Source organism: Flavobacterium sp., from assembly GCF_035292545.1.
Classification (GTDB): domain Bacteria; phylum Bacteroidota; class Bacteroidia; order Flavobacteriales; family Flavobacteriaceae; genus Flavobacterium.
In genome coordinates, this window is sequence record NZ_DATDPV010000067.1 from 39,030 (window position 1) to 64,973 (window position 25,944).

The window sequence follows — 25,944 nt, forward strand, 5'->3', positions numbered from 1 at the left end:
TAATGTTTCTAAATACCAGATACAGAACCAATAAGCCAGAAATCATGGATGATTTTTCCATGAAAGGCGAAATCTTGCTTGATGCTTTGGATAAAATTGCCAAAATAAATCGCCTTTTAGGCGGAAACCAATTAACTTTACAAGGCGTTCAGGATTTGATTGCAACTGTTCCAAAGTCAACAGAAATCACGATTTTTGATGTAGGTTGCGGTAATGGTGATATGTTGCGAACGATTGCAGAATATGGATTGAAGAACAATTTAAAACTTCAATTAATAGGAATTGATGCCAATAATTTCACCATTAACCATGCGCAGGAATTATCAACAAAATACTCAAATATAAGCTATCGATGTGAAGATATTTTTGATAAACCTTTTGAAGATTTAAAGTATGATATTGTACTATGTACATTAACATTGCATCATTTTAAAAACGATGAAATTATTAAATTAATGTCTATTTTTAATACTCAGGCCAGTATTGGTATTGTAATTAATGATTTACATAGAAATAGAATAGCCTATCGATTATTTCAGGCATTATGTTTTGTGTTTCAATTGAGTGAAATGCCAAGAGAAGATGGATTAACTTCGATTTTAAGAGGTTTTAAAAAAGAAGAACTGATTCATTTTTCAGAAAAATTAAATATTAAAAATTATACAGTCCAATGGAAATGGGCATTCCGTTACCAATGGATAATTTCAAAAATATGAGTGTAAAAATAAAAGCCGTTACAAAACAGTTACCAAAATATTCCAGATCAACCGAAGAAATTATTCCATTTCTAGATGCCTGGCTCATCGGGCAAGACGAACGTTTTATCCGAAAAGTGAAGAAGATTTTCGAAGGCGCAGCAGTAGACAAAAGATATTCGATCATGGATCCAATCGAAGTGTTCACCAATACTTCTTTTGAAGAAAGAAACGATATTTACATCCGAGAAGTAATTGATTTGGGTGAAAAAGTACTTGGAAGCGCCTTGCAAAAAGCACAATGGAATCCCGAAGATTTAGATTATATCATTACAGTAAGCTGCACTGGAATTATGATTCCGTCCCTGGATGCTTATTTGATCAATAAACTCAAATTGCGTCAGGATATTATAAGGCTTCCGGTAACCGAAATGGGCTGTGCCGCAGGAATTTCAGGAATTATTTACGCTAAAAATTTCTTACAGGCCAATCCCGGAAAAAGAGCCGCTGTAATCGCAGTTGAAAGCCCGACGGCAACGTTTCAATTGGATGATTTTTCGATGGCAAACATAGTTAGTGCCGCAATTTTTGGCGATGGAGCCGCATGTGTATTGCTTTCTTCTCACGAAAATGATGAAGGTCCTGAAATTATAGCAGAGGAAATGTATCATTTTTATGATAACATCCACATGATGGGTTTCAAACTTACGAATTCCGGGTTGCAAATGATTTTGGATATTGAAGTTCCGGAAACTATTGCATCACATTTCCCCGATATTATTCATCCATTTTTAGAAAAAAATAATTTGAAAATTGAGGATATAGACCATTTGATTTTTCATCCTGGTGGTAAAAAAATTGTTCAAACCGTTGAAGATTTATTTTCTGATTTAGGAAAAAACATAGACGATACCAAAGAAGTTTTAAAATTGTACGGAAACATGTCGAGCGCTACTGTTTTGTATGTTCTCGAGCGGTTCATGAACAATAGGCCCGAAAAAGGAGAGAAAGGTTTAATGTTGAGTTTTGGACCAGGATTTTCGGCACAAAGAGTTTTATTGCAATTTTAAAATAGACAATGAAAGAATTTCAAAATACTGATTATTGGGCAATTATTCTCGGCGGAAGCAGTGGGTTAGGGTTGGCTTCTGCCAAAAAATTAGCACAACACGGAATGAACATCTGCATTATCCACAGGAATCCGCGTTCCGAAATGGAAGCTATTCAATCAGATTTTGATGTAATAAGATCCAACGGAATTGAATTTTTGAGTTTTAATACAGATGCCATTAACAAAGATAAAATTGCTGAAGTTATTTCAGAAATCAAAAATAAAATAGGAGAAAAAGGAAGTATTCGTTGTTTAGTTCATAGTATTGCCAAAGGAAATTTAAAACCAATGGCAAGCAAAACCGAAACTCCATTGTCTACCGACGATTTCCAAATTACATTGCAAGCCATGGCAATTAGTTTATACGATTGGACAAAATCAATTTTTAAAGACAATTTATTTGCAAAAGATGCCCGGATTATTTCATTTACAAGTGAAGGAAATACCAAAGCAATGCCTTATTACGGGGCAGTTTCGGCTGCAAAAGCAGCTTTGGAAGCTATTTCCAGAAATATCGCTTTAGAATTTGCACCATTCGGAATTCGTTCCAATTGTATTCAGGCTGGGGTTACCAATACACAATCGTTGCAAATGATACCCAATAGTGATAAAATCATTAACTATTCAGAAAAAAGAAACCCGTTCAAACGATTAACAACGCCTGAAGATGTTGCCAATGTGGTTTATTTATTATGTAAAGACGAGGCTTCATGGATTAATGGTGCAATAATTCCAGTTGATGGCGGCGAACGTATTAGTTAATTTATAAAATGGATAAGGAACAAATCATATCAAAATTACCGTATTCCAAACCATTTTTGTTTGTGGATGAATTACTGCAAATAGATGAAAATGGAGTAGAAGGAATTTATACTTTTGATGAAAATCTGGATTTTTATAAAGGTCATTTTAAGGAAATGCCAGTTACTCCCGGCGTAATTTTAACCGAAGTTATGGCACAAATAGGATTGGTTTGTTTGGGGATTTATTTGCTAAATGATTCCTTTAATAAAAATAGTACAATTGCATTAACATCAAATGAAATTGAATTTTTAAGACCTGTTTTTCCAAATGAAAAAGTAACGGTGATTTCAGAAAAAATTTACTTTAGATTTGGCAAATTAAAATGTAAAGTGAGCATGAAAAATGAAATGGGCGAGGAAGTTTGCTCAGGAACAATTGCAGGAATGATAACTTCAAAATAAATGGAAAAAAGAGTAGTCATAACAGGTCTTGGTGTTGTTGCTTCTAATGGAGTAGGGCTTGATGCGTTTACTAATGCCATCAAAAACGGAATTTCCGGAATAAAGCATGATCCTGAATTAGAAAGGTTACAATTTTCCTGTCAAATTGCTGGGAAACCTGAAATTTCGACAGAATTATCATTGCAATATTTTTCAGAATTAGAACTTCGAAATTTTAATTCTTCAGGGATTTTATACGGTGTAATTGCAGGGATAGATGCCTGGAAAGATGCCGGATTATCAATGGAAATCAACGATGAGCCGGATTGGGACAGTGGAACTATTTTTGGAACCGGAACATCAGGAATTGAAAAATTTCGAGAGAGCATTTATAAAATTGACGATTTTCAAACCCGTAGATTAGGAAGCACTGCTGTCGCACAAACGATGAGCAGCGGCGTGAGTGCCTATTTAGGAGGAAAATTAGGATTAGGGAATCAGGTTACAACCAATTCTTCTGCCTGCACAACAGGAACAGAAAGTATTCTGATGGCTTACGAAAGAATAAAATTAGGTCACGCCAAACGCATGTTAGTCGGTAGCACAACCGATTCCGGGCCTTATATCTGGGGTGGGTTTGATGCAATGAAAGTATGTACATTCAGACACAATGAAAGTCCTCAACAAGGTTCAAGGCCAATGAGTGCAACTGCATCAGGATTTGTGCCTGGAGCCGGAGCAGGAGCTTTAATAATAGAGGATTTAGAAACTGCTTTGGCCCGAGGAGCCAGAATTTACGCGGAAGTTCTTGGCGGAAACATAAATTCCGGAGGACAACGCGGACAGGGAAGTATGACAGCTCCAAATCCTGTTGCGGTGCAGAATTGTATCAAAAATGCTATAGAAAATGCGGGAATTCATCCAAATGACATCGATACCGTTAATGGACATTTGACAGCCACTTCGAAAGACAGTCTCGAAATTAAAAATTGGAGTGAAGCTTTGGGCAGAAAAGGAATTGACTTTCCTTATATAAATGGGGCAAAATCAATGGTTGGACATTGTTTGTCGGCAGCCGGAAGCATCGAAAGCGTAGCTTCAGTATTGCAGTTGCATCACGGATTTATTTTTCCGAATATCAATTGCGAAGATTTGCATCCTGAAATTACCGCTATAATCGATGCTTCACGAATTCCACAGCAATTGATTGAAAAAGAATTGAATATTGTTGCGAAAGCCAGTTTTGGTTTTGGTGATGTAAATGGATGCGTAATTTTAAAAAAATATAAATAAACTATGAACAAAGAAGAAACAATCGAGAAATTGAAAGCTATTGTCAAACCGTATATTAAGAATCAGGAAGCATTTGATAATCTTACGGAAAACACTGATTTTATTAATGATTTAAAGATAAACTCAGCCAATTTAGTCGATGTGATTTTAGATGTAGAGGAAGTTTTTGATATCGAAATCGATAACCAATCGATGGAACGCATGCTTGATGTAAAGTCCGCAATGGAAATTATCGAAACCAAATTATCCCAAAAGTGATAGGCAATGACATTGTAGATTTGGCTTTAGCCCGAAAAGAAAGCAATTGGCAACGTAAAGGTTTTTTAGATAAAATCTTTACTAAAGAAGAACAATTGTTGATTTTTAAATCTTCGAATTCAGAAGATATGGTTTGGAATTTGTGGAGCAGAAAAGAAGCAGCTTATAAAATCTACAATCGTCAAACTCAAATTCGGGTTTATAATCCTATACAATTGGTTTGTTCTAATACGCATTTATCAATTGGAAAAGTCATTTACAACAAGCACACTTATTTTGTAAAAACGGAAATATCAGATGATTATATTCACACCATTGCAGTTACAAAATCAGAAGACTTTAATAAAATAATTGTGATTGATAATGGAATTAAAGTTGAAAAACACAATGGAATTCCAAGTGTTTACGATGAAAAAAGTCAGAATTTAAAACCTATTTCAATAAGTCATCACGGAAGATTTGAAATGAAGGTTATGATTTAACTAATGTATTCCCAATCTCGATTTTAATTTCAAAAAAAGTAGGGCGATATTGTATGCATCTTCAGAGGAAGTGTGTCTGTCGCTTTTTGCAATTTTAAACTCAGAACACAATTCATCTAATGAAAATGCTTTGTCATTGCTGTCTTTCCATTTTTTATACATGATTTCAATGTCCAAAGCTTCGTTTTTTAATCTTCCACAATGCATTTTTTCTAATGCTTCATTAATCATATCGACATCAAAATCAATACGATGTCCCACTAAAACCGCATTTCCAATATACTCTATTAATGCTTGTATAGCTTGAGGTTCAGCTAATTTTTCTTGTTTACTTTCTATTAAAAACTCATTAGAAAGTCCGTTATCATGAAGGTATTTATATTGTAGTAAAGCGATATCGAAACTGTCATTAATAATAACGTTATCATTGACAACAGCAACTAATCCAAAAGATAAAATTACATCTTTCACCGGATTTAAACCAGAGGTTTCTATACTCAAAATCACAAATCGTTTTAATTTGGATTTGGATTCAAATTTTGCAAGATATTCTTTCCAAAATTCCGGGTATTCTTTGTTAATATTTTTTAGCCAGTCTAGCATAACTAAGAAAAATGTGTAAGTTGAAACGTGTCTTTTATTAATTCTTCAAGCTCTTTTATTGGAGCAAAACAGCTTTTAAGTTTCTCTTTATCAGGTTTTGATAATTCTTCTAAATTGATAAATTGCCCGGAATTATCATTTTTTAATCCTTCTAAAGTCCTGAATTTTGATAAAGTCAGAAATGATTCTGCACAACTGAGATAAATTTCAGAAAATTTAGGCTCTACCATAGCTAATTGCTTAAATCTTAAATACGTATTATTGATTCCTTTTATATTATGACTGAGCGTAAATAAACGTGCACCATCAATCAACGGCAATAAAGCTCGGGTTTTAATATCGAATTTATCTTTGTTGCGACCTTCTTCTTCTACATTAAATTTCTTAAAAAAGCTTAATGGAGGTGGTTTCTTAAGGGCATCATTTCCTAAATAGTCAAAAAATAATTGATTGTTTTTGACGTTTTTAAAAATTGCATCTGTCAGTGCTTCTTCCAATTGAATTTCTCCAAAAGCAATTTCATAATCAAAGAAAATACCAGCGATTTCATCTGTATTTTCACCTGGAGTGTTCATCCAGGTATTGTATTGTTTTGTCCAGTCTGTCAGTGATTTACACCAAGACATATTGCTTGCCATATTTCCAAAAGGGCACAATTCATAACCGACTTTTTCTAAAGTAGCAGTTACTTTTTTGGCTAATTTCAAAAAATAATCTTTTACATCACGGTATTTATCAGCAGCAACATCTTCAAAAACTAAGAAACTGTCTTGATCGGCGAGCAATAATTGTTCTTTTCTACCTTGGCTTCCAATACACAACCAAGCAAATCGAGCAGGAGGTGAGCCCATTTCTAAAATGGCTAATTCAACAGCACGCTTTACAATTGCTGAAGTGATTTCTCCTGAAATGTTAAAAATGTGAGGAAGTGGAATATTCTTTGAAATTGAATTTTGAATAAGTTCCGATAATTTTTCTCTAACTGATTTTAAATCTTTTGCATTCAGTGAGCGTTTGATTTCTTTTATCAAAACACCCGGATTGTTGGATTGAGCGACAATTAAATCATGTTCAGAAATAACTCCTTTAATTTCAGATTTATCAGAACCATCTTCTGTAACGCACAAATGAGTAATATTATATTTTAGCATTAATAATTGCGCCTCTGGCAACGATGTGTTCTGTTCTACAGTAATAACCGGTGAAGACATCACTTTATCAATTGTATCCGTTATAGGGAAACGTCCGGTAGCAATTTTAGTACGCAAATCGGTATCCGTTACGATTCCAATCGGGATATTTTGTTCTGTGACAATAATACTATTCATGAGATTGTCGGTCATGAGTTGCGCAACATCTTTTATAATTGTTGATGCTATGGTTTTTAACGGTGCTTTATTGTATGATAAAGATTGAAAATAATGAATTTCTGACTGTTTATCGCCATAAACAATATTATCGGAAATAAATTTTCCTCGATTTTCTTTATCCGTAGGATTTCTTGTATTGGTTGCAAAACTTTCCAATAGAAAGTTCAAAACTTCCGAATTTTGGGCTACAAAAGGTTTAAAAGCAACTATAGGAATAGCATATAAAATACTTTCTTCCCGAGCTTTTGCCGTCATCATGTAATTGTTTTTTGCAAAAAATGGTCGTAAACCAAAAATATCTCCAACTTGGCATTTATTCAGTAAAGTTTCCTCAGCATCTGCAATAACTGATAAATTTATTGTACCAGAAGCAACAACATAAAAACAATCATGAAGCAGATCATCAATTTGAAATAAGGTTTTATTTTTTTCCAAATTTACTACACGGATGCTCTTGGCAATTTCCATCAATTCCTCATAGGATAAATTAAGAAACGGCTGGTATTCTTTAAGAAAATCGGCGATGCGAGCAGCGATAGTATTCATAAGCTATAGGAAAATAGTAATGTATTGTAAAAATATACTTTATTATGAAAAAATACAAGGATAGTGGGATTTAAAATATTCTATTTTACATAATATAAATTATAGTTCAAATAATCTCTAGTTTGAAAAACGGATAAATCAATTATTTTTTAGGATTAATCATCAACAGACTATCTTTTCTTTTTAACTGTAGTTTCCGTTTTTGAAATCGCTTCATTTTTATTTTGCAATAAATAACTGGCTAACATTTTTTCTATCAATTCATCTTTGGTCAGATGATGAAAAACAGTTTTAATTTTATCCTTCAAAATTGGCGAAACTTCATGATTGGGTTTCGTTTTGAAAATTTGCTTTGCCCATAAAAAAGTATTATTTTCTTCGATACTGTTGGCATCCGGTTTTTTGAATTCTGTGAATTTGATTCCCAATTCTTTTTCAAAATCAGCTAATTCTCCCGCTTCCTCTTTTTGTAAAACAGTCAATGAAAGTCCCTTTGCTCCTGCTCTGGCAGTCCTACCGCTTCTGTGAACATAGGCTTCATAAACGTCCGGTAAATGGTAATTGACCACATAAGAAATTTCTTTTACATCAATTCCTCTTGCAGCTAAATCGGTGGCTACTAATATATTAATATGCCCTTCACGAAATTGCTCCATTATTCTATCACGAATGGGTTGTGTCAAACTGCCGTGTAAAGCACCTGAAGAAAACCGGTTTATTGCCAAATTCTTTGCTAATTTATTGACTGCAGCTTTAGTTTTGCAAAAAATAATACCACGTTCTCCTTCTTTTGATGTTAGAAAATGCATCAGGACATCCAGTTTTTCTATCGGATCTACCACTATATATTGGTGATCAATACCCAGGTTACCTACGGTTTTCATATCGGCACTAACTTGTGTTACATGTTTAGACATGTACTTTTGCACTAATTGCTTTATAGTGCCAGGCATGGTTGCAGAAAACAACAACGTTCTTCTGTTTTTAGGTAATTCAGCTATGATTTCGTCTAAACCTTCTTTTAATGCAGTGACCATTTCGTCAGCTTCATCAAGAACCAAATACTTGGCTTGTTTAACGTTTATTGTATTTCGTTTGATTAAATCAATCAAACGCCCAGGTGTTGCAATGACAATATGTGTAGGGTTTGATAAACGCTCTATTTGTGGTTTGATAGGAATTCCTCCGCAAGTTGCCGCTATGGAAATTTCAGGTAAATATTTAGCATATGTTTCCATATTACTAAAAATTTGGTGCCCTAATTCTCTAGTCGGAACTAATATTATTGCTTGGATATTTTTATTATCTAAATCAATTAATTGTAATAAAGGCAATCCAAAGGCAGCTGTTTTTCCAGTTCCGGTTTTAGCTAAACCAACAAAATCATCGGTTTTTGTCAATAAAATTGGAATTGATTTTTCTTGGATCTCTGTTGGAACAGAAATCTTCATATCGGTTAAGCTTTTTAGTATTGGTTCTGAAATTCCTAAGGCGGAGAATTGTTTTGACATAAAATTAATTTTGACAAAGATAAACAGTCTTTTGCCTTAAAAATAATCAAGTTGTAATATTTAACTTATTTGTTATATATAGTTGATTTATAATAGATTACGATTTTAATGTGTTTCTGTAAGTATTTTTCTGTTTATTATGTTAAAATGCTCCTTTCATCGATAAAAAGTACAGTTTTAACATTCTTTTTTATTTTTAAAATAAACCTAACGTATACATTTGCAATATGTTATACAATAAAATATATTAAACAATTCGAAAATGCAAGCAACTACAACAACCCCAATTTCTAGATTCACGTTTAAAGTGAAGTATTTTTTATCCGCAATGCTATTACTTCTATCGTTCTATGGAATTGCTCAAACAACAACAACAGTAAATTATACTCCAAGTTCTGTCATAATTAATAATCCGGAAAGAGGTTTTTACAGACATACGGAAACACATTCAACTAGTTATTCTAGCTTAAATCAAACAACATTAAACAATTATCGCACAAATAATACAACCTTAATATTAAGAGTATTCTATTTGGAAAGTTTTAAAAGCACTCCAATATCTAGTGCCTATTTAAGCGCAATGCAAGATGATTTTATTAAAATCAGAAATGCAGGATTGAAATGTATTGTTCGTTTTGCTTATTCTGATAATGATGTAGCTGGACAAAGAGATGCTTCAAAAGCACAAATTTTAGCACATATTACACAAGTAAAACCAATATTGATAGCCAATGTGGATGTTATTAGTGTGATGCAAGCCGGATTTATCGGTTCTTGGGGAGAATGGTATTATACGGATCATTTTGGAATGGCTCCAACCACAACAGATTATGCTAATCGAAAAGAAGTGGTAGACGGTATTCTTTCGGCATTGCCAACTTCGAGAATGATTCAGATTAGAACTCCTTCATTGAAACAAAAAACCTATACTACAACAACAGCTTTGACACAAAGCCAAGCATTTAATGGTACAAATATTTCAAGAATCGGACATCATAATGACTGTTTTTTAGCAAGCTCAAGTGATTTTGGAACTTATAGTAACACCTCTACAGAATATCCATATTTGGAACAAGAGACAAAATTTACGCCAATGGGTGGTGAAACTTGTGCTGTTAATGAGCCTAGATCTGCATGTACTTCTGCACTTTATGAAATGCAAAAATTTCACTGGTCCTATTTAAATTTGGATTATAATCCTAATGTAATTAGCGGTTTCCAAAGTGGTAGTTGTTTTACTGAGATTCAAAATAAATTAGGATATCGTTTTGAATTGGTGAATGGAACATTCCCACAATCGGCAAGTATTGGAACTGCAATGCCTATCACCTTTAAAGTAAAAAATAATGGTTTTGCATCTCCATACAATCAAAGAACGGTTTATTTGGTTTTAAGAAATACCTCCAGTAATCAGGAATATCCTATTACTTTGAATACAGATCCAAGATTATGGTCAAGTGGTGTCGAACAAACCATTACTCAAAATGTAACTTTGCCAGCTAATATCATTGCCGGAAGTTATAAATTGTACTTGAAATTACCAGATACAGATTCGGCTTTAAGTACGCGTCCTGAATATTCAATTCGTATGGCAAATGAAACTACTTGGGAAAGCACTACGGGTTATAATGATTTGAAACATACTGTAACCATTGGAGGAGCTACTCTTGGAAATAATGATCCTATTCCAACTTTAGAAATGAAAATTTATCCGGTTCCTGCAGATAATGAATTAATAATTGAATTTGATGGGATAAGTAATTACAAAGTTACTGTCTATAATTCACTTGGGCAAAGAGTAAGTTTAAGTTCGACGCTAACTACAAATAAAATGATTTTGAATACACAAGGTTTAAGTAGTGGTGTTTATTTTGTTCAGTTTCAAAATAATAACAAAAAAGAAACCAGGAGAGTTGTAGTGAGTCACTAATTTTCAAGATTAGATATATAGTGTTTTGATTTAATAGTGATAGATGGAATTCAAATTTCATCTATCACTATTTTTTTTGTCTTTTCTTCAAATTGTATTTTAATCCAAACTGAATCACATTCGAATAAAACTTCGATTGTGAATATACTTCAAAGGTTGTTGTAATGGCCGTATAATCAAAAATCTGATAGGACATATTTCCTGTAAATCTTTTGAAGTCACCACTGTAATCATCATAAAACCAAGCCGCTTCGAGTCTGGAACTGAAATCACTTTCTTCTTTACCAAATTTCCAGCCTAAACCGCCACCAACATAAAATCGACTGTCAATCATCCAATAAGGATATCCGGACGATGGATTTATTGTGGCATCACCAATGGATGATTCCAGATAGGAAGTCTCAATAAATGGCAGCCATTTTGATTTTTTTTCCGCACCATTATCCAAAGTAATTTTAGCCGTTGATGATGCTTCATACGAGTCGCTTGTTTTTGCAACAGTTCCGGATTTACTTTGGGTATAATAATTAGCTTCAAGCGATAAACTTGCGTTCAGTATTCCAAAAAGATAGGCATCATGATAAAAATTCCCCTGCATTCTATAAATATTTTTGCTATGAGCGGCTCCTGTTTCTGCTGGAAAAATTTTGAACTCAGCAGACGAATATCTTTTATTTTTTGAAAAATTAGCGCCTATTCCAAATTGAAAATAGAATTTGTCAAAATCACTATATTCACCTCTTATCCTTGACCAATATTGCAATTTTTCAAAATATTTGGGATTATTATATTGATATTGAAGTCCGTAAAGTGTGTGGGTCACATTGTCATCATCCTGAATTTCGTAATTCAGTCTATGCATTTTACTAAATGTTGCGCCAAAGCCATGGAGGTTTTTCTTTTTATCAAAATAATTATAGGAAATAACATTTTTAAAGGCTGAAGGATCTTTTTTATTACTTTCCAAAGACGTAGTAATTGCTATGAAATCTCCATTTCCTTTTCGGTTGGTTTTTATCAAATTCTGTTTTATATCCTGATAAAAAAGTTCCGGATGGTTTTCCAGTAAATCTAGTTGCAATTCTGGTTCTACATACATTACGTCTTTATTAAGTGTGGCTCTTAGGTTTTCTTTTTCGGTACTTTCAGGAAGTGAATTGGCTAAAATCCATGCTTCCTTAAACTTACCAATGTCATGATTTACATTACTAAATATTGATTTGGCTTTATAATCTGAAGTGTTTTTTGCAATATATTTTCTATATTCTTCTTCTAAAATCGGATATGATTTTAGTTCGATTAGCCAGGACATTTTTGTTGCAAAATCAATTTCATCACTATAAACTGACCAATCGTAAGCCTTTTTAAATTGGTTGTCGTCGGCATATAACCACGAAATATCTGCTGCTATGTTTTTGAATTTTTCGGAAGGCTCAACCTTGTTTAATTCTATTAAAGCTGTTTTCGGTTCATAGGTCAAAAGATGTTGAATGTATTGCAGATAAGCAACTGAACTGGTGTCTGTTTTTAATAAATTTATTAACGCATTTTTAATTTTTTCTTGATTTTCAGCTGTATAAAATGAAGCAATATAATCATTCAAAAGCGCAGCATCATTAGGTGTTACTAATATTTGCGCGTTTAACCATTTTTCTTTTATCAGATCATTTGGGTATTCAACAATTTTATTTAATTCGACCGAGTACATAATATTTTGCGATAACGGATATCTTACACAATGGCTTTCTAATAATTTCCAAACCTCAATTCCCCGATCTTCCCAAGTCATGTATTTGGTATATTTATTCCATGTGACAGAATCAATTTTTTCTTCGGCAAGCATTGTTTCTTTTAAAGATTTTATTTCTGATTTTAGTTTTATTTCGGAATCATCTATCCCGTATTTTTCACCTTTGATGAATTGTTTTACTTTTTCGAAATATACTTTTTCATCATTTTTCACTTTTTTAGAAACCTCTGCGATATGTGTTTTTTGAATATCTGTACTATAATTAAAGTCCGGCAGGCTTAATTTGGACGTATTGGTATATATGCAATATAAAAAACCCTCCAGATATGGTGTTTTAGTAAATCGAACTACTTTATTCTGCAAGGCTGTCTCCATTTTTTGAGTATTTTCGGAACGTACATATGAAAACCAATATTGATTGCCTGAAATTGATTCTTCGGGATTCAATTCTTCAACAGTATAAATTCCTTTTTCACTTTTATGGCTAAAGTTTGATGCTCTCCAATCCAATACAATATTTGCGGCTTCACCAGCATTTAGAAACCTAATTTGAGAGAACAAAGTTGTCATTTCATTTATATATTTGTCAAATTCAGTAAACAATCCAATGTTTTTGCCTTTAGTTTTATACCAACCAAGATTTAAAGAATTCCTGTAATCATAATTTCCTTTGCTGTTATTTTTTTGATTACTGATTTGGTATACATCATCCGGATGGATAAAATGTGTCCAAATACCCGTAAATATATAAACAGATTGTTGTGAATATTCTTGTGCCGGATTTAAATAATAACCGCCCGTAACCCTCGGATAATCAAAAAAATCTTTATTGTATGGGTCAAAATCAAATTCTCTGTTTTCGCCTTCAGCGGAATCACCTTCATAAGAACTACATAGATATTTTAAGGAAGGCATCCCTTTTTTTAGTTCATCAATGCCCATATTATCAATTAAATTTGATGGCGGGACATAGGTTACAGGCAATTTTCCAAAATTATTCACCTCCCATTTTTTTTGCACGGCTTTTAACGAAGTTTCAATAAAAGCCTTATTTTTCCACAATTTTTTCATATATTCCACATGATTATATCCATGAAAGGACAATTCATGTCCGTTTTTTGCAGCATCATAAACAAACCAATCACTCAGGGATTCTATTTTTTTATTATGTCTAATTTTATGATTATCCCATTGGTCAAAAATAAAAGGAGGATCAACTTTATTTTTATAATCAAAAGTTAACATCACAGAATAACTAATATTATATTTTTTTGCCAGTTTCAGCATATCAGGCCACCACACATTTTTCACAAAATCTTTTGAGGTAAGATTCATTTCAGAAGCTATTGGCTCACTTTTTATTTCATATAGAGGACATGGAAAATCATCTAAAAAAATGGTGCTTGTATTTGCTATCGGATATGGAATACCTTCTAATCCCATCAAAATTCCCGAAAAAAGCAATCCCCTATCTCTTTTTTTAAAGGCTTTTTGTGTGTTATAAAGAATTACACGCCCTTTTCCAACTGAGTTTTCAACTATGGCGGGAAAGCCAGGGTCATCTATTGCAGTTGCCAGTACTTTTATTTTTTCAGAAAAATTATGTTTTGCAAACCCGTAATGAAGTTCTTGTTCGTTAATTTTGGCATTATTTAAATTTGGCAACATTGGGACTTTAAAATTAAAACCTCTAGACGTTATATCTGTAAAATGTTCCGCTTCAGGCTTAAATCCTAATAAAAATGCTAACCTTTTGTCCTCATTGGCAATTGGTAAAAAAAAGGTACCTCCATTAATAACAAATTCCGTTATTTTATCAATTGATTCATTGCTGAATTTTATTGTTCCTGCCATGCATATTACCCTTGTTGATGGTGAAAATGCAGGCAAGGCATTCCATGTTTTTATATCAGTGGTCTTATACGGTAACTTGGTATAATCACATATTTTTTTAATATTATTATTGAATTTTATACTTTCCGGATCTTGATAATCTACTAAGAATTCAATTAACGGGGGTTGGTTCAATTTGTTTTCTGAATATCTTCGAAATTCTGTGAGTTCATTTTTATTTTCACCTTCAAAAAAATTAAAACTATCCGGATCAAGATTATCAATCGTTCCGCAATTTATAAATACTAAAGTTATTGCCAGAGCAAGCAGCAATTTATAATTTGATTTTATTTTATTTACAAACAATTTCATAGATAGATAATATTTGTTTTTTTAAGAATATGGAATTCGTATAAATCTTCATCTGAGTCATTACTCTTTTGATAATTAGAATATTAAATCTGAAATTTTACTTGATTTTGGTTCGTTAATTATTTCATAGACTTTGAAATTTTCATTGATATAAAATAATTCAACTTTTCTGTTTCTTTTTTTCAGTAAGTACAATTGGTTCATTAATGGCTGCGAGAGTGCATCATTGTCATTATAGGTGCCTGATTTTTTATTGATGAAAACAAAAAGTAAAACGCTTTTAGGAATTACATTTTGCGGATTTTTTTTAAAAAATTTCGGATTTCGGATATTCTTAAAATAGATAGAATCCTGTTCCAAATAATCATTCAAAAAAATAGAATAATTCATAAAAAAATGTTTGTTTTCACTTATCACTTGCGTTCTGTCATCATTTACGACTGCATATGTATATGGAAAATAATTACTTGATATTTGGTCATATACATCTAGAATCTGTTTAGGAGTTTCGTCAGATTCGACAAATTTATTAATCGTGTTTTTTTGATAATAGATGGCAAAAAATTGAATTCCAAGAACCAAAATTCCAATAGCATATTTATTGAACTGCACTAATTTTATAAATAATGGATTAAATAGCCGAATTATAATAGCCGAATTAATTCCGATAACAATAGGAATAAATGCTGGTAAAGATTGAATCAGTAAATCCGAATCGACCCATGGATTTTTTATACTCCCCAATAGAATTAAAGTGATAAAATAAATTAGAAAAGCAATCGAAGCTTTCCAATCTTCTTTATTATGAAAAAGGAATTTCAGCAAAAAAATAATTCCAATAAAAGCACTAATGACATAATAATTTATCAGTCTGTTTAATGGCATAACCAATTGAGGAATATAAGTATATGAATTTACGGACAGCAAATTGGTATGCAAAAACATCATAAAATCTGTTTCTAATTGGTAACATGCCAAAGCATAAATTCCAAATACTATTCCGACAGAAAAACAATAAGCTGCTAAACCAAGCCAAAAACGTCTGCTGGCAAAATGCTTTGTTAAAAATATCGAAATAACCAAAAATGGAGGCAATAGTATACAAAGCGTAAATAAATCTATGAGCCCAATTACTATAAAAACGAGAAAGAAACTGAAAAAATAATTAATTTTTTTTAGTTTCAATAAACCCGGTTTTAATAGGAAAACCATGGAGGGAAAGGCAAATGTAAGGGCTAAAAAGGTAGATTTACTTTGTAATAAAAAATTAATATTTATAGGTATTATTGTATAAAGCATCGCAAATGAAAATGTTGCAATTATTGGTGCCATATATTTCGAAAATGTGATTGTTCTGATAGTCCAAAATAACAAAACACTAATCAAAACAGATTCTAATATTCCAATTGATTGTAAGGCAATTTCCGGGCTAACATCAGTGATTTTTGCATAGAAATTCACAAATGCTAAATTACCGGCAACGGTCATGCCGTGAAAAAACCATTTCTGATTATCAAAATTAACCACTTGTTCTAAATCTGAAACCCAAATGCCGGATAAGGTATACAAATCATATTTAAAGAAATAAAAGCGGCTTATAAATGTAATTGCAGTTAAAACAATTACCAGAAGAAGAATGAAATAGCCATTTATTTGAACGGGATCTTTTTTTTTGAAAACAAACCAAGAAGAAAGTGATTTGTTGAGTTCTATTTTTTTTAATAATTTATGGACAATAGATTTTATTTTATTATCAAAATAGGTTCCCGGATTTTTTAGATTTCGGAAACCAATAATATCAACAGCAATTATAAAAAGCAGTATCAAAACACAATTTAGTAAATCATAGATACTTAACTGAATGGTCACAAAAATTACAATTCCAATGATACTTCCATATCTGAACCATTGATGTACCAAAAATTCTAAAAAAGTATTGGACGCTGATTTGCTTACCCATTTTCTATTCACGTAGAATAAAAAAAGTAGCATGGCACAAAGCCTCATAAATCCTAATAGTATAGAACTTGTGAACAGCATATCTCATTTAATTTGAAAATTTCGGAATCGTTTGTAAATCTATATTTCCAATAAAATAGTCGAATTTTGATGGCTTTATTCGTTTTTGAATGGCATCGCGAAGTTTTAAGTTGTCGGCATATTCGATTAGAATTATCGGAAGCTCGTACTTTTTGTTGACTATTTTTAGGTCTTCTATATAATTTTCAAACTCTTTTTCTTCTCTTAATTTATACTTTTTATCATCAAAAGTATAATTGCTTGCAACTGATTCTATCATGATAGCATCTACAAAAGGAGCTGTTTCATTAATGATTTGGATTCCTGCATTTTGAACAAAAATGTGATTGGGATATTGCGTGTCAATAGCTTTCAATAAGTTTATTAATTCTGCTTTTTGTTGTGATTGTGGGCCAAATGATGCAAAATTATCAATATTGTCAAAAAACAATCCATCATAACCAAAGGCTAAGGTGTTTTTTACCATTTTCATTAGTATTTCGATTGTGTTTTCTAATTTTAAATTCAAATAATGACTATTCCAGATTTCATTTTTCCCGAATGAGTTCTCCTTTAACAGGCTGTAATATTGAGAATTTGCATTTATTTCGCCTAAGCTGATATAAGCAACTACTTTTTCGTTTTGTGATTTTATTTTTTTAATTTCATAAATATTGTAATATTGAGATTCAAGAATCACATAGCTATATCCTTTTATTGTTTCGGGTTCCAACCTTCCATAACAAACTAATATGGAATTTTTGGATATTCCATTTCCATATACATTTGAAAAAAGTATTGATGGCAAAACAAATAATATAATTTTAATAAGTTGCATAGTAGTAATAGTCTAGTTTTTTAAAAAAATAAAGATTTGCCTTAAGCGTTAGAATCATAAAAAGCATTGAGCCACAAAGCATTCCAATTACACTATACTCGTAAGCTATGAAACGACTGAAAATCAATCCGATAATTAAGTTAAAAATGAAAGCCAGAATAATTGCCCGTAATGGTTTTGTTGGCTGGCCGAGGGTAAATAGATAAAGGGTATTTAGCATTCCCCAAGCCAAAAAAGCATACCCAATCCCTCCTATTATGCCTACGTTTATACTAATATCTTCCAATGGTTCATCAAACTGGGCGTTATAACCCCATGAAGCATTAATCAGGAAATAAATCAAAACAAATATGGCAACAGTTGTCAATAATAATATACTCACATGTTGCCAATACATTTTGGAAAGCTGATTATTAAATAGTTCCGGCGATTTATAGGAAGTGTTTTTTTGTCCGATATCTAAAAACTGGCTGAATGAAGCTACTCCATATTCCAAAACACCCGAGAGCAACAGAAAAACCAAAATTCCCAAATCCATTCCAAGTTCATAGTCCTTTTCAAAATAAACTATAAATGGCAATGAACCATTTATGGTGGATGACCAGGCTAAAATCCGGTCAGTAAAAATAAAAAGATAAAGAAAAAGTCCATAAAAAAAATATTTGTAATTATGATACAGAACTACCGTTGACCGAACTTCAATATTAGAATTTGATTTTTCTTTTTGAAGTAATTTTTTAAAAAACATTGAGAGATAACTCTTCGAAATTATAATTGCGATTAAAATTCCAATCCAATGCGTAAAATAAATCATTAAATCAGTCTGTGTTTTTAAAAGGACAGCGATTGTCGTACCCACAAAAATGGCTAACGAAATAACCCAACGCTGTTTAATAGTGTGTAAAGGCGCTAAAAACAATAGAAGAATTCCTATTAGAAAAGCATACGTAAAAACCACAAATAAGACCTTAAAAGGATAAACGTGAAAAAAAAAGTTAACTAAAAAAATGCTTATTAGAATAAAACACAGCGATAAGGTTCCCATTTTCAGCAGGTGATTAACCGTTTGTTTTGTCATTACAAAATCCTCATGATTCCAATAAAACGAAGCCTGTCTTCCAATTACCTGAACAAAACCGCCCGTTGCAACAAGTCCGATAATGACCCCCAAAACGACTGCTGTAGACTGAACATGATTAAAACCTACAAAGGTCCACAAGGAATATCCAAATACAATAATGGCTATAATTTGTAAAAAAACGGGCAACAAATGAAATATTCCTAACGGATAATATTGTGCAAAAATCTTGGCCTTAATCCATAAATAATCTGAGATTTGAATTGATTTTGTATTTTTTAATATGGATTCTCTTTCTTTTATATTTTTGGCTCCTTTATGCTCATCAGAAAAAGTCAGTTCATTAAAAATCAAATCTGCCAAATAGCTAATAGATGGAACTCCAAAATCAAATTCAGTATCCTTGTCTCGAATTCCCATAGATTCAATAGTAGCCATAACCACTCTGTTACTGACTGGCTTACCGATTTTATCTTTGATTTTCAGTATTAAGGACCTGATATTTTCATCATGATTTTCCATGTTGATTTGGGAACAAATTCAATGTTATTTTTAGCATTTTTTAAGAAGCTGCCTGATGGTTTTCCAATTGAATTAAAATTGGGGTATGAACTTCGGTAATTTCGCCACTAATTACTTTATTATAAGCGATTTCGTATTCTCGGATAAATTTCCCTATCGTGAAATTTTCAATTACCTTATTGCGGGCGTAAATTCCCATTTGAGTTCTTAACGACTCATTTTGTAATAATTCGATAACACGATTTCCAATTTCAACGTAATCTTTTGGTTTACATAAGAAACCACATTTGTCATCTAAAGCTTCATTTACGCCACCAACATCAGTAGCAACAACTGGTGTGCCGCAACTCATGGATTCTAAAACGGTGTATGGAAAACCTTCTGAAATAGAAGTCAGAATAGAAATATCTCCTTCAGAGAAAAGTAAATGCGGTTTTTCATGAAATCCCGCAAGCGTAAAATTATCCTGTAATCCGAGTTCTTCGATCATGTTTTCACATTCTTTGGTATATTCCGGAACTGCATCTTTATCTCCATAAACCAAATATTTTACATTAGGAATTACCTTTCTCACTATATCGCAAGATCGAATCATGGTAATAATATCTTTTAATTCAAAAATTCTCGCTGCGGCAACCACTGTTGGAATTCCTTGCAAATGCTTTGGTTTTGGAGCCGGAGCGAAAAGCTGATGGTCAATTCCATTATAAATAACTTCAATTTTATTTGTATTTGCACCGTATAATTTTTCCCAGTTAATATTGAATTTATTAACGGATAAAATCAAATCTGCTTTGTAATAAACCAATTCGGTAATGCACTCAGAGAGTTTTATAAGCAGTTTTTTGAGAAAAAACGAATATTCAGAAGTATTGATAGCCAAAAGCCGTTCTCTGATAAATACACCATGCTCTGTTGCGATGATAGGTGTTCCGTATTTATATTTTAGAACTAAAGCCGGAATTACCGGGAAACCAGATACCGTTAAATGCGAAATATCCACTTTCGGAACATCAATAGATATAGGAATTAAAAAGCGATACAACCATCGCATACCAACTGTCAAATCATACAAAGTTACATCCTGCTCTTTTTCTTTGGCAATTACCTCAGAAACCATGCTGCAAAATGTTTTCCAGACGAGAATGCTCTTCATTGTTTTTTTATAATCGTGCTTTTGAAAAAATTGCCACATTTCAAAAAAGGTCTTGTCTAATACTTCCAAATTCCGTGTTTCTGAATAAATATTTGCAATTAGTCGCTCAAAAATCGGCAAAAAAACCTGATAAACATGCGCATTGTCATTATGCTCTTTCCGATCTACAAATTTGTAATATTTATTTCCATAATTAATTATTTCCTGCGGTTCAAGAGGAGACCATAACGGCACCTGAATAACATTTTTCACATTGTTGCTGAGCTCGTATTTAGATTTTAATTCATAATTAGCATTAATGGAATAAAGTGTATAATCAACATTTTTAACTTCATTACATAACATGTGAGACCAGGTAGAAACTCCGCCGCCATTATAAGGATAGGTGCCTTCTAAAATCAACAATACATCATATTTATCTTTCATAATAATAAATATTAAATCCAATTATCTATACCTCTGAAATAAGATATATAGACATAAAAAAACTATGTAAATTTAGGGCTGGCTTATATTTTTAAAATATAAAAAAATTAAAAATATATATCATTTTCATTTAAAGCCTTTTCTTTAGAATAAGACTTACAACAAATATATATTGAAAAAAAAGGAAGAAAAAATTGTTCTGTTTAACGTAATGGAAAATCGATAAACTGCTTAAAATCAAAAATTTAAATAAGCAATGAGTGATTGTATTTAAAGAGAAAATCTTTTTCAGGCAATTTTATTTACCTGAAAAAAATTTAAATTATGTATTTGTGTGGCTGGAAAAAATTATCTAAAAGTTAATCTTCTTCATTCATTATTTTTTCCCGGTATTTCTTACCGATTAATAAGGTTAGTTTAATTTTGTAATCGTCCACAAGCCATTCACGATAGTTTTTACTGCAATGACTTAAACAACTCGCATAACGTTTCATGCGGCATTCAATATCATCCTGAAGTTCACGAGCCAGAAGTTTGGCTTCTTGCAATTCTTCGGCATTTTCAACACACATCGTTGCATGTTGCTCTATTGATTTCTCAAGCACTATTTTCGAGCGCAGGTTTTGAGCGATGGCTATTTTATGTTCTTCGTCAATATCAAAGGTTACAACGGCAGTTTTAGCGAATTTGGCTCTTAATTCCGGAGGCATTTGATATTTAAAATACAATTCTATTTCAACATCATCACGCAAATTTTCTAAGTAAAATTCTGGTGATTTAAATATATGCTGCCAATCGATTGGGGCGCTCCACAGTCCGAAACGCGCTGCATTGTTTCCTAGATCAATTACTGCAAAAGTATTTTTATTTGGTAATTTTCTAGAACCACGACCAATCATTTGGTAATATAAAGTCAATGATTTTGTAGCACGATTTAGAATAATAGTTTCTACAGTTGGTTCATCAAAACCAGTGGTAAGAATTCCAACTGAAGTCAAAATCGCATCCGGTGTTTTCTTAAACCAATGTAAAATGTCTTTTCGCTCCTCAGGACTACTTGTATTATCTAAATGGCGAATCGCATAACCGGCTTCTCTAAAAGTTTCATAAACATATAAAGAGGTGTTGATCCCGTTATTGAAAATTAACGTTTTCTTTCCCAAAGATTTTTCGGTATAGGCATGCAGCAATTTTTCCTGCATGACCATATTGGAATATAAATCATCCGAAGATTTTACGGTATAATCCCCGTTTATCCCTACTTTTAAAGAAGTTAAACCCACATCATAACTATAGGTAATCGCTTTTGCCAAAAATCCTTTTTCTATTAAGGAACCAATCGTGTCTCCAACAATCAGTTCATCATAATTTTCATTCATGGGCAATTTTACGTTCGAACTCAATGGAGTCGCAGTAACGCCAAGAATAAAGGCATTTTTGAATGAACTCAATAATTTTCGGAAGGAATTATAATGGGCTTCATCAATAATTACTAAACCCACATGGTCTAAATGCAGTTTTTCGTCGTTGATACGGTTTTTCAAAGTTTCAACCATCGCAACAAAACACGAATAATCGTTTTGATCCGGTAATTCTTTGACTTTACTATTAATGATTTTGTTTTTTACATCAAAACCTTTGAGCATTTTTGAGGTTTGCTTACAAAGTTCAATTCGGTGCGTTAAAACAACAACTTTTTTATTATGTTTGGATAAATATTGTCTGACAATTTCTGAAAAAATTACTGTTTTCCCCCCACCTGTTGGCAGTTGATACAACAAATGATGATTTTTAGGTGCATTGTCCAATCGCTCAAAAATGGCATCAATGTCCCCTTGTTGGTAGCCGTAAAGCTCCTTTTTATCTTCGATTTCAAGTTCTAAATCTTTGTGAGGCATTGTATTTCTTAATGGTTTTTGCAAAAATACGCTTAAAAAAGAGTTTTTCCATCAATTAAAATCAAAATCATCAAATTATTTTTAATAATCAAAACGTTCTACAATGGCATTAAATTCAAAAAAATTGATCCAATCTTGGGCTACAGTTTCATTTTTAATGGCTATCACCCTATTTTGAAATTCATATAAAATACCGTTTTCAATCATATAACTAATTGCTTGTTCAAATGAATTGAGCATACTTTTGTAAAACAATTCCTGTTTTACAACTTTTTCTGCAGCATAGGTTTGTGCAATTTCGATGGAATATAACATAACATCGGCAATAATAAACGGGTCGACGCCAAGGATTATAAAATGCTTGATATACTTTTGAGCAATAGAACGTCTGGCTTTGGCTTTTTTGCCTTTTACAGGAAAATATTCGTTTGCTATTTTGAGTTTACATTCTTGCACGAGTTTGTCTTCTTTAGGATTGAAAACAAAATCATAATAAGTTTTTACGGTACTGAATTTGTCATATAATTCCAGAATTTGCTCTTCGAGCTGTTTTTTATCGAGTTCGTTAAGGTATTTTTTTAAATCACGTTTACTCATTGCTCTCTTTTATTACTGCAAAAATAAATTACTTTTGGTTTCGATACTTTAATAATCAATGATAATACTTAATTTTGTCCTCACAATTTATAAATTAAAAAAATGCTTAGATTTTTCAAAATTATCGCTATTCTGGAAGGAATATCTTACTTGGTCTTATTTTTTAATATGCTTTTTATAAAACCAAACAATTTAGTACTTTATAAAACATTATTATATCCTATCGGAATGAGTCATGGTGTTTTATTTATCCTTTATGTTTTATTGGCTTTTTTATTAAAAAATGCTCAAAAGTGGAATTATAAAACCTTCGGAATAATTTTAGTTGCCTCACTCCTGCCATTTGCAACTTTTTATATTGAAAGAAAATATTTGAAAAATGCATAAAATCATCGAAAAAATATTTGGTTGGTGTTATCCTTTATTAAGAAAACTGGAAATTGATGACGCAATAGCTTCCTATGCAAGTTTGTTTATAAACATTGTAATTCTTTGTTTTTTAGCTTATGCTATTTACGTTATATTCAAGTTTGTTTTAATAAGCTTGTTGGTAACTACTGCTAAAAAAACTAAAACCAAATTTGATGATTTTTTAGTTACAAACAAAACGGCAAAATATATTGCGCATTTAATTCCACTCTTATTCATCTACAAATCAGTATTTGTTATTCTGAATGATTTCGTTTATTGGGAAACTATTTTCGGAAAATTAGTTGGTATTTATATTGTTTTATTGATTTTACTGATTATCCGAACCATTTTTAATGCATTACGGGACCATCTCAAACAAAAACCGAGATACAGCGACAAACCTATAGACAGTTACATTCAGGTGGTTATGATTATCCTCTGGGTTATAGGAGTTGCCGTTATTATCTCCAAAATATTTGGAATCAATCAAAAAGATCTTTTGACTCTTTTAGGGGCAATTTCAGCTGTTATCATTTTAATCTTCAGAGATACGATTCTTGGCTTTGTTGCCAGCGTTCAGGTTTCTGTAAATGACATGATACGCATTGGCGACTGGATAACTATGGATAAATTTGGTGCCGACGGAGATGTAATCGAAATTAATCTGGCAACAGTAAAAGTTCGAAATTTTGATAATACCACTACCACCGTTCCTACCTATAGTTTGATTTCAGATTCATTCCGAAACTGGCGCGGTATGTTGAATTCTGATGGACGAAGAATAAAACGCCATATTCTGATTAAAGCAAAAAGTATTCGTTTTTTGAATGAAGATGAATTGCAGGATTTAAAGAAAATCCAACTTATCACTTCCTTTATCGACACCAGGCAAGCTGAAATTGATAAATTTAATATCAATAATAAAATTGACAAAACGCTATCTATAAATGGTAGGAATCTGACCAATTTCGGGTTGTTTCGAAAATATATTACACAATATTTAGAGAATTATCCCGGGTTGAATAAAGACATGATTTTGCTTTGTAGACAATTGCAGCCAACTCAGCACGGAATCCCGTTAGAGATTTATACTTTTTCAAATGATAAGCGTTTTGAAAATTACGAATATATTATGTCTGATATTTTCGATCATATTTTTGCTTCGATAGTCTATTTTGATTTAGAAATTTTTGAGTTGCCATCTGAAGGTAAAAATGTCATTGAAGAGGAATAGATTATTTTAATCGATCCCTAATAAATTCTATTTCTGTTTTTCCATGTGCTTTTGGTTTTCCGTCAATTCCTAAACTTACCATAGTAATGGTATCAATGGTAATGATAGTTTCTCGAGTCATAATATTTCGTGCTTCACATTTTAAAGTAAGGGAAGACATACCGAATTTTACCACATCGATTCCAATTTCTACAATATCACCTTGTATGACTGAACTTCTAAAATTGATTTCTGACATATGTTTAGTCACAATTCGTGAATTTTCCAATTGAATTATCGAATACAGAGCCAGTTCTTCATCAATCCAAGCTAATAACTTTCCTCCAAATAAAGATCCATTTGGATTTAAATCTTCGGGTTTTACCCATTTCCTAGTGTGAAATCTCATAAGTTTTGTTTTTGTAGTGTTGTATTTATAATATCTAGATGATCGAATGCTAATTTCGGTAAATTTTTAATAGAAAACCATTGGGCTTCCTTGGCATCATCAGCGGCAACGGCAATAGTATTTTCAGGAACCATTCCAAAATAAGCCACAGAAACCATATGTCCCCTTGGATCACGAAACGGCTTTCCGAAAGCGCCGACTTGTTCTAAATGTGTTACTTTAATTTGTGTCTCTTCTTCCAATTCACGTATTGCGGCAATCTCCAGATCTTCATTTTCATCAACAAAACCTCCGGGTAATGCCCAAAAATCTTTAAAAGGGTCATTTTTTCTTTTAATTAAAAGTAAAAAAAAATCGGATTGTTCTATTTTTGCGATAATCACATCAACAGTGACAAATATTTTTGATATTCTCATTTTTTAAAGTTATAAATTGATTA

The 25,944-nt window shown here is 32.1% G+C and carries 22 protein-coding genes; 10 read left to right on the forward strand and 12 right to left on the reverse strand.

Annotated features, from left to right (window positions below):
• Positions 1-2 precede the first annotated feature (2 nt).
• Genes VI621_RS11235 through VI621_RS11265 form a run of 7 tightly spaced genes read left to right on the forward strand, consistent with a single transcriptional unit; the run spans position 3 to position 5,023 of the window.
• Positions 3-716 carry a methyltransferase domain-containing protein gene (locus tag VI621_RS11235; protein ID WP_324218483.1) on the forward strand — a complete coding sequence of 238 codons (714 nt, stop codon included), beginning with the start codon at positions 3-5 and terminating at the stop codon, positions 714-716.
• Positions 713-1,765, forward strand: a complete 1,053-nt coding sequence (locus VI621_RS11240; protein WP_324218538.1) for a type III polyketide synthase — start codon at positions 713-715, stop codon at positions 1,763-1,765. Before VI621_RS11235 ends, VI621_RS11240 begins: the two co-directional genes overlap by 4 nt.
• A gap of 8 nt (positions 1,766-1,773) precedes the next feature.
• Positions 1,774-2,568 (forward strand): enoyl-ACP reductase FabI, encoded by a 795-nt coding sequence (locus tag VI621_RS11245; protein WP_324218484.1) that lies wholly within the window; start codon positions 1,774-1,776, stop codon positions 2,566-2,568.
• Between the two features lie 8 nt (positions 2,569-2,576).
• The gene (locus VI621_RS11250) at positions 2,577-3,011 is read left to right on the forward strand and encodes a 3-hydroxyacyl-ACP dehydratase FabZ family protein (RefSeq protein ID WP_324218485.1); all 435 of its coding nucleotides are present in this window, start codon (positions 2,577-2,579) and stop codon (positions 3,009-3,011) included.
• A complete protein-coding gene (locus VI621_RS11255; protein ID WP_324218486.1) occupies positions 3,012-4,283 on the forward strand; it encodes a beta-ketoacyl-[acyl-carrier-protein] synthase family protein in 1,272 nt (423 codons plus the stop codon).
• A gap of 3 nt (positions 4,284-4,286) precedes the next feature.
• Positions 4,287-4,541 carry an acyl carrier protein gene (locus tag VI621_RS11260; protein WP_324218487.1) on the forward strand — a complete coding sequence of 85 codons (255 nt, stop codon included), beginning with the start codon at positions 4,287-4,289 and terminating at the stop codon, positions 4,539-4,541.
• On the forward strand, positions 4,538-5,023 hold the full coding sequence (locus VI621_RS11265; protein WP_324218488.1) for a 4'-phosphopantetheinyl transferase superfamily protein: 486 nt from the start codon (positions 4,538-4,540) through the stop codon (positions 5,021-5,023). The genes VI621_RS11260 and VI621_RS11265 overlap by 4 nt, the downstream gene beginning before the upstream one ends.
• Here the strand turns inward: VI621_RS11265 and VI621_RS11270 are convergent, their stop codons facing one another.
• From VI621_RS11270 to VI621_RS11280, 3 genes are all read right to left on the reverse strand, one after another.
• On the reverse strand, positions 5,024-5,626 hold the full coding sequence (locus VI621_RS11270; protein ID WP_324218489.1) for a 3'-5' exonuclease: 603 nt from the start codon (positions 5,624-5,626) through the stop codon (positions 5,024-5,026).
• A gap of 2 nt (positions 5,627-5,628) precedes the next feature.
• Positions 5,629-7,542, reverse strand: coding sequence for a DUF294 nucleotidyltransferase-like domain-containing protein (locus tag VI621_RS11275; RefSeq protein WP_324218490.1), 1,914 nt, complete (start codon positions 7,540-7,542; stop codon positions 5,629-5,631).
• A 170-nt stretch (positions 7,543-7,712) separates the two neighbouring features.
• On the reverse strand, positions 7,713-9,053 hold the full coding sequence (locus VI621_RS11280; protein WP_324218491.1) for a DEAD/DEAH box helicase: 1,341 nt from the start codon (positions 9,051-9,053) through the stop codon (positions 7,713-7,715).
• Between the two features lie 262 nt (positions 9,054-9,315).
• Between VI621_RS11280 and VI621_RS11285 the strand changes: the two genes are divergently transcribed.
• On the forward strand, positions 9,316-10,983 hold the full coding sequence (locus tag VI621_RS11285; RefSeq protein ID WP_324218492.1) for a DUF4832 domain-containing protein: 1,668 nt from the start codon (positions 9,316-9,318) through the stop codon (positions 10,981-10,983).
• A 67-nt stretch (positions 10,984-11,050) separates the two neighbouring features.
• Here VI621_RS11285 and VI621_RS11290 read toward each other — a convergent pair whose 3' ends face one another.
• The 7 genes from VI621_RS11290 to VI621_RS11320 all read right to left on the reverse strand — a co-directional run bounded on the left by VI621_RS11290 (position 11,051) and on the right by VI621_RS11320 (position 23,472).
• Positions 11,051-14,938: a DUF2194 domain-containing protein gene (locus VI621_RS11290; protein ID WP_324218493.1), complete on the reverse strand. Its 3,888-nt coding sequence runs from the start codon at positions 14,936-14,938 to the stop codon at positions 11,051-11,053.
• 75 nt (positions 14,939-15,013) lie between these two features.
• Positions 15,014-16,978 (reverse strand): hypothetical protein, encoded by a 1,965-nt coding sequence (locus VI621_RS11295; RefSeq protein WP_324218494.1) that lies wholly within the window; start codon positions 16,976-16,978, stop codon positions 15,014-15,016.
• 7 nt (positions 16,979-16,985) lie between these two features.
• Positions 16,986-17,765 (reverse strand): endo alpha-1,4 polygalactosaminidase, encoded by a 780-nt coding sequence (locus tag VI621_RS11300; protein ID WP_324218495.1) that lies wholly within the window; start codon positions 17,763-17,765, stop codon positions 16,986-16,988.
• A gap of 16 nt (positions 17,766-17,781) precedes the next feature.
• Positions 17,782-19,395 carry a hypothetical protein gene (locus VI621_RS11305; protein ID WP_324218496.1) on the reverse strand — a complete coding sequence of 538 codons (1,614 nt, stop codon included), beginning with the start codon at positions 19,393-19,395 and terminating at the stop codon, positions 17,782-17,784.
• A gap of 40 nt (positions 19,396-19,435) precedes the next feature.
• The gene (pelF, locus tag VI621_RS11310) at positions 19,436-20,977 is read right to left on the reverse strand and encodes a GT4 family glycosyltransferase PelF (protein ID WP_324218497.1); all 1,542 of its coding nucleotides are present in this window, start codon (positions 20,975-20,977) and stop codon (positions 19,436-19,438) included.
• Positions 20,978-21,336: 359 nt separating this feature from the next.
• Positions 21,337-22,875, reverse strand: a complete 1,539-nt coding sequence (locus tag VI621_RS11315) for a DEAD/DEAH box helicase (RefSeq protein WP_324218498.1) — start codon at positions 22,873-22,875, stop codon at positions 21,337-21,339.
• Positions 22,876-22,956: 81 nt separating this feature from the next.
• On the reverse strand, positions 22,957-23,472 hold the full coding sequence (locus tag VI621_RS11320; RefSeq protein WP_324218499.1) for a DUF6155 family protein: 516 nt from the start codon (positions 23,470-23,472) through the stop codon (positions 22,957-22,959).
• Positions 23,473-23,574: 102 nt separating this feature from the next.
• Here VI621_RS11320 and VI621_RS11325 point away from each other — a divergent pair, with 102 nt between their 5' ends.
• Together VI621_RS11325 and VI621_RS11330 are read left to right on the forward strand one after the other, a co-directional pair.
• Complete coding sequence (locus tag VI621_RS11325; protein WP_324218500.1) at positions 23,575-23,859, forward strand: DUF3817 domain-containing protein; 285 nt, start codon at positions 23,575-23,577, stop codon at positions 23,857-23,859.
• Positions 23,852-25,117, forward strand: coding sequence for a mechanosensitive ion channel family protein (locus tag VI621_RS11330; RefSeq protein ID WP_324218501.1), 1,266 nt, complete (start codon positions 23,852-23,854; stop codon positions 25,115-25,117). The genes VI621_RS11325 and VI621_RS11330 overlap by 8 nt, the downstream gene beginning before the upstream one ends.
• 1 nt (position 25,118) lies before the next feature.
• Here VI621_RS11330 and VI621_RS11335 read toward each other — a convergent pair whose 3' ends face one another.
• Both VI621_RS11335 and VI621_RS11340 read right to left on the reverse strand, forming a co-directional pair.
• Complete coding sequence (locus tag VI621_RS11335; protein ID WP_324218502.1) at positions 25,119-25,505, reverse strand: acyl-CoA thioesterase; 387 nt, start codon at positions 25,503-25,505, stop codon at positions 25,119-25,121.
• Positions 25,502-25,921: an NUDIX hydrolase gene (locus VI621_RS11340; protein ID WP_324218503.1), complete on the reverse strand. Its 420-nt coding sequence runs from the start codon at positions 25,919-25,921 to the stop codon at positions 25,502-25,504. The genes VI621_RS11335 and VI621_RS11340 overlap by 4 nt, the downstream gene beginning before the upstream one ends.
• Positions 25,922-25,944 lie beyond the last annotated feature (23 nt).